This is a genomic window from Streptomyces sp. UF-297, assembly GCF_058245575.1.
On record NZ_JBSIBZ010000161.1, the window covers coordinates 1 to 9889 of the forward strand.

Here is a 9889-nt window from a genome sequence, read left to right on the forward strand (position 1 = left end):
CGCGCCGCGAACACCGGGCTGGACTGGGCGAGTTCCCGCCCCATGCCCACCCACTGCGAACCCTGCCCCGCGAAGGCGAACACCACCCGCGCACCCGGCCGGACCACGCCCGACACCACCGAACCCACAGGCACACCGGCCGCCAGGCTCTCCAGGCCCGTCACCAGTTCCGCGCGGTCACCGCCCACGACGACGGCGCGGTGTTCGAACAGGGAGCGGGTCACGGCCAGCGACCAGGCCACGTCGGCCGGCTCCGAGTCGGGGCGTGCGGCCACCCATTCGCGCAGCCTGCCCGCCTGGGCCGACAGCGCCTTGGCCGAGCGGCCGGACACCACCCACGCGCCGGGGCCCGAGACCACCGGTGCCGTGGCAGCGGTGCCGCTGTCGGCGGCGTCCGGGTCACCGTCCCCCGTGGTTGCGGCCCCGGTGGCCGGGGCCTCTTCGAGGATGATGTGCGCGTTGGTGCCGCTGATGCCGAAGGAGGACACACCGGCGCGGCGCGGCCTCCCGTCGGCGGGCCAGGGCACCGGCTCGGTGAGCAGCCGCACGTTCCCGGCCGACCAGTCGATGTGCGGCGAGAGCTCGTCCACGTGCAGCGTCTGCGGCAGTTGCTGGTGCTGGAGCGCCAGCAACATCTTCATCACACCGGCCACACCGGCGGCTGCCTGGGTGTGTCCGATGTTGGACTTCACCGAGCCCAGCCACACCGGACGGTCCTCGGGCCGGTCCTGGCCGTAGGTCGCGATCAGGGCCTGCGCCTCGATCGGGTCGCCCAGTGAGGTGCCCGTACCGTGCGCCTCCACCACGTCCACATCGGCGGCGGACAGCTGCCCGCTGGCCAGAGCGGCGCGGATCACCCGCTGCTGGGACGGGCCGTTGGGGGCGGTCAGACCGTTGGACGCACCGTCCTGGTTGACGGCGCTGCCGCGTACCACCGCGAGCACCGGGTGGCCCAGCCGCCGGGCGTCCGACAGCCGCTCGACCACGAGCATGCCGACGCCCTCGGCCATGCCCATCCCGTCGGCCGAGGCGGCGAACGCCTTGGAGCGTCCGTCCGCCGCGAGCCCGCGCGCCTGGGAGAACGCCACGAAACCGTCGGGGATCGCCATGACCGTGACACCGCCGGCCAGTGCGAGCGAGCACTCCCCCGACCGCAGCGCCTGGGTGGCCATGTGGAGGGCCACCAGCGAGGAGGAGCAGGCCGTGTCCATCGTCACGGCGGGGCCTTCCAGGCCGAAGGCGTACGACAGACGGCCCGACAGCACGCTGGTCGCGTTGCCGGTCATCACATGCCCTTCGATGCCCTCGAACTCCCCGTCGCCCTGGAAGTCGAGCGCGGCATAGCCCGACCCGTAGCCGCCGACGAAGGCGCCGGTCTGGCTGCCGCGCAGCGCGGCCGGGTCGATGCCCGCCCGCTCGAACGCCTCCCACGAGGTCTCCAGCAGCAGCCGCTGCTGCGGGTCCATCGCCATCGCCTCGCGCGGGCTGATCCCGAAGAACCCCGCATCGAAGCCGCTGGCGTCCCGGACGAACCCGCCCTCTTGGGTGTAGGAGGTTCCCGCCTGTTCGGAGTCCGGGTCGTACAAGGCCTCGATGTCCCAGCCGCGGTCCTGCGGGAACGGACCGATCGCGTCCGTACCCGAGGCCAGCAGCTGCCACAGCTCCTCCGGGCTGGCGGCGCCGCCGGGGAAGCGGCAGGCCATGCCGACGATCGCGATCGGCTCGTCCGCCACCGCGGCGGTCGGGCGGACGGGCTCGGCGGAGGGCAGGTCGCCCGCCAGCTCGCCCCGCAGCAGCACGGCCAGCGCGGCGGGGGTGGGGTGGTCGAAGACCAGCGTGGCCGGCAGCCGCAGCCCCGTCTCCGTACGCAGCCGGTTGCGCAGCTCGACCGCGGTCAGCGAGTCGAAGCCCAGGTCGGTGAAGGCCCGGCCCGCCTCGATCGAGTCCGCCGACGCGTGCCCGAGCACCGCGGCGACATGCGTCCGGACCAGGTCCAGCAGCATCCGGTCCCGCTCCGGCCCCGACGCCCCGGCCAGCCGCCGGCGCAGCGCCTCCGCGGCGTCCGCACCGGAAGCGGCGGCCTGAGCGGCGGCCCGGCGGACCCGGCCACCGGCCAGCGCCCGCCACAGCGGCGGGATGTCCGTGCTGCGCGCGGCCCGCGCCCGCAGTTCCGCCACATCCAGCCGGGCCGGTACGAGTACGGCCTCCTCGCGGGCCAGTGCCGTGTCCATCACGGCCAGGCCCTCTTCGGCGCCGAGCGCCGCGACCCCCGACCGGCTGATGCGCGTCAGCAGCTGCTCGCCCAGGTCCCGGCCGATGCCCGCCTCGTGCACCCACGGGCCCCACGCCAGCGACAGGCCCGCGAGTCCCGCCGCCCGCCGGTGGCCCGCCAGTGCGTCCAGGAAGGCGTTGGCGGCAACGTAGTTGCCCTGGCCGGGCGCGCCGAAGATCGAGGCCGCCGAGGAGAACAGGACGAAGTGGTCCAGGTCCATGTCCTGGGTCAGCTCGTGCAGGTGCCACGCGGCGTCGGCCTTCGGCCGCATGACCGCCGCCAGCCGGTCGGCGGTGAGCGTGGCGATCACTCCGTCGTCGATGATCCCGGCGGCGTGGAACACGGAGCCCAGCGGGCAGTCGTCCGGAACGGTCTCCAGCAGCGCGGCCAGTGCGGCCCGGTCGGCCACATCGCACGCCACGACCCGGACCCACGCGCCCAGCTCCGCCAGCTCCGCGGCCAGCACCGCCGCATCGGCGGCGGCAGGGCCCGAGCGGCTGGTCAGCACCACCCCGCCGGCCCGGCCGGTCGCCACCAGGTGGCGGGCCACCAGGGCGCCCAGGGTGCCCGTACCACCCGTCACCAACAGCGTCCGCGGGCCACCGGCGAGGGGGCTCGCGGGGTGTTCAACCGCCGCCAGAGCGCCGGACGGACGGGCCAGCCGCCGCCCGAATGCGCCCGTGTCCCGCAGGGCCAGCTCCGGTTCGCCGCCGGCGAGAACCGTCGGCAGTACGGCGATCGGCTCGCCGTTGCCGGTGGCGGGGAGGTCGACGAGGACCAGTCGGCCGGGGTTCTCCGACTGCGCCGAGCGCAGCAGGCCCCGGACCGCGGCCGCCGCCAGGTCCACCACGCTCTGGTCACCCGTGGCCGCCACACCGCCGCGGGTGACGACCACCAGCTGCGCCGACTCCAGGCGCGGTTCGTCCAGCCACTGCTGGGCCAGCGCCAGCAGCTCGCCGGTCATCCGCCGAGCCGCCTCCGGCACCGCATCGGCGGGCGTGGGCGGGGTGCCCACGCAGACCATCACCGTCCGCACAGCGGCGTCGCCGGCCGCGGCGAGCTCGGCCAGGTCGGCGAAGGTCCGCACCGGCACGCCCGCGGCGCCCAGCCCCTGGACCACCCCGAACCGGTCGGCGCCGATCAGCGCCCACTCCCCCGCCGGGGCGGGGGCCTCGGCGACCGGGGCCCACTCCTCGACGAACAGCGCATCGGTCGGTGCGCTGTCGGCGCTCTGGAGCTGGGCGACCGAGACCGGGCGGCTGACCAGCGACTGCACCGACACCACCGGGGCGCCCGTGGCGTCCGCCGCGGTCAGCGCCAGGCCGCCCCGCGCGTCCCGTCGCAGCCGGGCGCGCAGTACCGAAGCGCCGCCGGCGTGCAGTTCCACGCCGGTCCATGCGAACGGCATACGGACCTGCCCCGGCTCGTCCTCCAGGTCGTCCAAGGGGGCAGTGTCCAGGGCCGCGGCGTGCAGGGCGGCGTCGAGCAGAGCCGGATGCAGCCCGAAGGAATGCGCCTCGTGCGCCACCGGCTCCGGGAGCTGCACCTCGGCGAAGATGTCCTCGCCGCGGCGCCAGGCGGCCCGCAGGCCCTGGAACGCCGGGCCGTACACATCGGCCAGCCGCTCCGCGTACACATCGTCGACGTCGAGCGCGGTCGCGCCCTGCGGCGGCCAGACCGACAGGTCCTCCTGGGCCTGCCCGCTCGTCGGGGCCGGGGCCAGCGCACCGGCGGCGTGCTGCACCCATGCCTGCTGCTCGCCGGTCTCGTCGGGGCGCGAGAACACCTCGATCCCCCGGCGCCCCTCGTCGTCGGCCGCGGCCACCACGACCTGGACCTGCACGCCGCTGCCGTCTGCGGGCACCACCAGCGGCGCCTGCAGCGTCAGTTCTTCCAGCAGGCCGCACCCGGCCTGGTCCCCGGCCCGTACCGCCAGCTCCACGAAGCCGGTGCCCGGCAGCAGCACCACGCCGCCCACGGCGTGGTCGGCCAGCCACGGATGGGTACGCACCGACAGCCGCCCCGTGAACACCAGTCCCGCGCCGCCCGCGAGTTCCACCGCCGCGCCCAGCAACGGGTGGTCCACCGCGCCCAGGCCCAGCGACACCGCGTCCTGGCCCGCGCCTGCCAACGACAGGGGAAGCATCCCCTGCGGCCAGAACCGCTCGTGCTGGAAGGCGTACGTCGGCAGTTCCACCCGCCGGCCGGCCGACAGCACCGCGGTCCAGTCCACATCGGCTCCGTGGACGAACGCCTCGGCGAGCGAGGTGACCAGCCGCGCCGCGCCGCCTTCGTCACGGCGCAACGTCCCGCAGACCGCGCCGGGCACCACGCCCGGACCGGCGTCCTGCGCGGCCTCTTCCAGCGTGTCGTTCATCGCCCCCATCAGCACCGGGTGCGGGGTGACCTCGATGAAGATCTGGTGGCCCTGGTCGGCGAGCGTGCGTACGGCACGGTCGAAGTGCACGGTGGCGCGCAGGCTCCCGTACCAGTACGCGGCGTCCAGCTCCTCGCCGGACAGCGTCTCGCCCGTCATGGCCGACACCATCGGCACCCGGCCCTGGCGCGGGGTCACATCGGCCAGTACGGAGACGATCTCCGCCTCCAGCCGCTCCACCTGGGCGCTGTGCGAGGCGTAGTCCACCGCCACCATCCGGGCCCGGATGCCTACCGCGTCCAGTTCGGCCCGCAGCTCTTCCAAAGCCTCCGGCTCGCCGGAAACCACCACCGCGGACGGCCCGTTCACTGCCGCCAACGACAGCCGCTCGCCCCACTTCGGGAGGCGCTGCTCAACGGCCTGAGCCGACTGGCTCACCGAGAGCATCCCGCCCGCACCGGCAAGGGCCTTGAGCGACTGCGACCGCAATGCCACCACACGGGCGCCGTCTTCGAGCGAGAGCATCCCGGCGACCGTCGCCGCCGCGATCTCGCCCTGTGAATGACCGACCACCGCGTTGGGGGCCACGCCGGCGGCCTCCCAGACGGCGGCCAGCGACACCATCACCGCCCACAGCGCAGGCTGCACCACATCCGCGGCCTCCAGAGCGGGAGCGCCCTCGGCACCGGCGAGTACCTCCGACAGCGACCAGTCCACGAACGGCGCCAGCGCCGCCTCGCACTCCGCCAGACGCGCCGCGAACACCGGGCTGGAACAGGCGAGTTCGCAGCCCATTCCCAGCCACTGCGAGCCCTGGCCCGCAAAGGCGAACGCCACCCGCGCGCCGGGCCGGGCCACGCCCGAGACCACCGAACCGGCGGGGACACCGGCGGCCAGGTTCTCCAGACCGGTCAGCAGCTCGGCAGACTCACCGGCCACCACGACGGCCCGGTGCTCGAACGCCGACCGTGTCGTCGCCAGTGACCAGGCCACGTCCACCGGCTCCAACTCCGGCCGCTCCAGCACCCATTCGCGCAACCGGCCCGCCTGGGCCGCCAGGCCCTCGGCCGACTGGCCCGACACCAGCCACGCGCCGGGGCCACCGGCCTCGACGACCGCGGCGGTTTCGGGCGCACCGCTCCCCTCGTCCTCAGCGAGCGCCTCGGCAGGGTCAGGGGCCTCCTCCACGATGACATGGGCGTTGGTGCCGCTCATCCCGAACGAGGACACACCGGCACGGCGTACGCGCCCGTCGGACGGCCACGGCATCGGCTCGTTCAGCAGCTTGATGTCGCCGGCTTCCCAGTCCACGTGCGAGGACGGCTCGGCGGCGTGCAGCGTCTGCGGAAGCCGCTCGTGCTGGAGCGCGAGCACCATCTTGATCACGCCGGCCACACCGGCGGCGGCCTGGGTGTGTCCGATGTTGGACTTCACCGAGCCCAGCCACACCGGACGGTCCTCGGGCCGGTCCTGTCCGTACGTGGCAAGGAGCGCCTGCGCCTCGATCGGGTCACCGAGCGTGGTGCCCGTACCGTGCGCCTCGACCACGTCCACATCGGCGGCCGTCAGCCGGGCATTGGCCAGCGCGGCGCGGATCACCCGCTGCTGGGACGGGCCGTTGGGCGCCGTCAGACCGTTGGACGCACCGTCCTGGTTCACCGCCGAACCCCGTACGACCGCCAGCACCTTGTGCCCGTTGCGCCGGGCGTCCGACAGGCGCTCCAAGGCGAGCATGCCCGCGCCCTCGGCCCAGCCGGTGCCGTCGGCGTCCTCGGAGAACGCGCGGCAGCGCCCGTCCATGGACAGGCCCTGCTGCCGCGAGAAGTCGATGAAGGTCCCCGGCGTCGCCATGACGGTGACGCCACCGGCCAGTGCCAGTGTGCACTCGCCCGAGCGCAGGGCCTGGGCGGCCAGGTGCAGCGCTACGAGGGACGACGAGCACGCGGTGTCCACCGTGACCGCCGGGCCCTCCAGGCCCAGCACGTACGACACCCGGCCCGACAGCACACTCGTCGCATTGCCGGTCATCAGGTGCCCCTCGACCCCTGAACCGCCCTGGCCCGCCAGGGTGAAGCCGTAGCCGGACGCATAGCCACCGGCGAAGACACCGGTCGCGCTGCCGTGCAGCGACTGCGGGTCGATCCCGGCCCGCTCCAGCGCCTCCCACGAGGTCTCCAGCAGCAAACGCTGCTGCGGGTCCATCGCCAGCGCCTCGCGCGGGCTGATCCCGAAGAACCCCGCATCGAACTCCGCCGCGTCGCGCAGGAACGCGCCCTGCGCCACGTACGAGGTGCCGTCCCGCTCGCCGTCCGGGTCGTAGACACCGTCCAGGTCCCAGCCGCGGTCGGTCGGGAAGCCGCTCACCGCGTCCCCGCCGGAAGCCAGCAGGTTCCAGAACTCCTCGGGGCTGCCCGCACCACCCGGGAAGCGGCACGCCATACCCACGATCGCCAACGGCTCGTCCGAAGGCGCCATGACGACCAGCGGAGTGCCGGTACCCGCCTGCTCGCCGGTCAGCTCCGCCCGCAGGAAGTCGGCCATCGCGGCCGGCGTGGGGTAGTCGAAGATCAGCGTGGCGGGCAACCGCAGGCCGGTCAGCGCGTTGAGCCGGTTGCGCAGCTCGACCGCCGTCAGCGAGTCGAAGCCCAGGTCCTTGAACGCCCGGCGGCCCTCGACGGCTTCGGCCGAGGCGTGCCCGAGCACCGCGGCGGCCTCGGCCCGCACCACATCGGTGAGCACCCGCTCCTGCTCCGCCCGCCCCAACCCGGCCAGACGTCGCGTCAGTTCACCCGCACCGCGCAGCGCGGCTTCGGTCCCCGTGCCCACGGCGGCCAGCTGGCGGACCTCCGGCAGATCCCGCACCAGCGGCGCTTCCCACAGCGCCGCCGCATCGGGCGCGGACGCCAACTGGGCCCAGTCCACGTCCATTACGGTCAGCACCGGGTCGGGGCCCTCCAGGGCCTCGCCGAGTGCCCGTACGGCCAGGAGCGGGGCCATCGGCGGCATGGCGCCCCGCTTGGCCCGCGCCCGCACGGCGTCGCTGGACTCGGCGAAACCGCCACCTGCCCATGCGCCCCATGCCACGGTCAGACCGGCGAGCCCACGGCTGCGGCGGTGCTCCGTCAGGGCGTCCAGGTAGGCGTTCGCGGCAGCGTAGTTGCCCTGGCCCGCGGCCCCGAGTGTCGACGCCGCGGAGGAGAACAGTACGAACGCGTCGAGGTCCAGGTCGGCGGTCAGTTCGTCCAGGTGGGCGGCGCCGGCGGCCTTCGCGGCCAGCACCGTCTCCAGGCGCGGTACGGAGAGACGGTCGACCACGCCGTCGTCCAGAACGCCCGCGGTGTGCAGCACCGCGGACAGCGCAGGGCCGCTCGTACCGATCCAGGCCAGCAGCCCGGCCAGGTCGGACCGGTCACTCGCGCCGCAGGCCACGACGTCCACCCGGGTGCCCCGCGCGGCCAACTCGGCCGCCTGAACGGCGATTCCGGGGGCGGCGGGCCCGGAACGGCCGGTGAGGACGAGGCGCGCCGCATCCCGCTCGGCCAGCCAGCGCGACACATGCCCGGCAATCGCACCCGTACCACCGGTGATCAGCACACTGCCGCGCGGTGTCCAGGTACGGCCGTTGGCGCGGGGCTGTACCGCCCGGGTCAGCCTGCGGCCGAGGATTCCGGCCGTCCTGATGGCGACCTGGTCCTCGCCGCACCCGGCCAGCACCGCCACCAGGCGTGCACCGGCCCGGTCGTCCACCGTCGCGGGCAGGTCGACCAACCCGCCCCAGCGTTCGGGGTGTTCCAGGCCGACCACTCGGCCCAGGCCCCACACCTGCGCCTGAACGGGGCTGACCAGCACCTCGTCCGGCGTCGCCGCGACCGCGCCCCGGGTGGCCAGCCACAGGGGGGCGGTGATCCCGGCATCGCCAAGGGCTTGCACGAGGGCCAGCGTCGCGGCCAGTCCCTCGGCCACTACCGGGTGCTCCGGATTCGGCGTCTCGTCCAGCGCCAGCAGCGACAGCACACCGGAGACCCCGGCGGGCTCCATGCCCTCCAGCGCCTTGCCCAGCAGTGCGGCCGCATCGTCCCGGTCCACGGTCCCGGCCGGGACCTCGACCACGACGGCTTCGGCCCCGCGGGCGGCGAGTGCGGCTGCACACTGCTGTGCCGCCTCGTCCTTGCCCTCGCCCAGTCCAGCGGGAGCCGCGATCAGCCACGTCCCGGACAGCACACGGGAGTCGGGCTCGGTGAGGGGAGACCAGTTCACCCGGTAACGCCAGTTCGCGGTCACCGAACGGTCCAGCTCACGGCGCCGCCAGGACGCCAGCATCGGCAGGATCTCGCCCAGGTACCGCTGATCCTCGATCTCCAGCACAGCGGCGACCCGCGCCACGTCGCCGTCCTCGACCGCTGCCCAGAACTGCGACTCGGCCGCCGTACCCGCGACATCGCCGCCGATGAGCGACGCCGCTGTCGGCATCAGCGACAGCACGCCCTCCGGCCAGAACCGCCGGCGCCGGAAGGCGTACGTCGGCAGCTCCACCTGCTCGCCGACCGGGAGCACCGTCGCCCAGTCGACGGTGGCACCGTTGACGAACGCCCGCGCCAGGCCGTTGACAAGGCCGGTCACGTCCCGGTCGTCGCGGCGCTGAAGCGGTACGAAGACACCTTCGTCGGTGCCGATACCGGCCACCGCGTCCGGGCCGAGCGCGGACAGCGAGCCGTCGGGACCCACCTCGATGAACACCGACACGCCTTGCGCGGCGAGCGCGGCGACGGCGTCGGCGAAACGCACCGCCTGCCGGGTCTGCGCCGGCCAGTACGCACTGTCGCACTCGGTCAGCACGTCACCGCTCAGCGCGCCCGCCCACAGCAGCTCCGGACGCCGGTACGTCAACTCGCTTGCGATGGCGCCGAGTTCGTCCAGGACCGGGTCCATGGCAGCGGAGTGGAAGGCGTGCGAGACCCGCAGGCTCCGCACCCGATGCCCCGCACCCCGCCAGTGCTCCACCACCTGCTCGACCGCGTCCGCAGCGCCCGAAACCACCACCGATTCCGGGCCGTTGACCGCCGCGATGGACACCGCGGAGGTCTCTGCCAGCGCGGCCAGCACATCGGCCTCGGACGCGTTGACCGCCGCCATCGCACCGCCGCTGGGCAGCGCCTGCATCAGCCGCGCCCGCGCCGCCACCAGACGACAGGCATCCGGCAACGACAGCACACCAGCCACATACGCCGCCGCCACCTCAC

At 74.4% G+C, this 9889-nt stretch carries 1 protein-coding gene; it reads right to left on the minus strand.

Annotated elements, in window-relative coordinates; genetic code table 11:
• Positions 1-9869: SDR family NAD(P)-dependent oxidoreductase (locus AC4IJH_RS42470; protein ID WP_490857399.1), on the minus strand; the 9869-nt coding region annotated here is incomplete at its 3' end.
• Positions 9870-9889 lie beyond the last annotated feature (20 nt).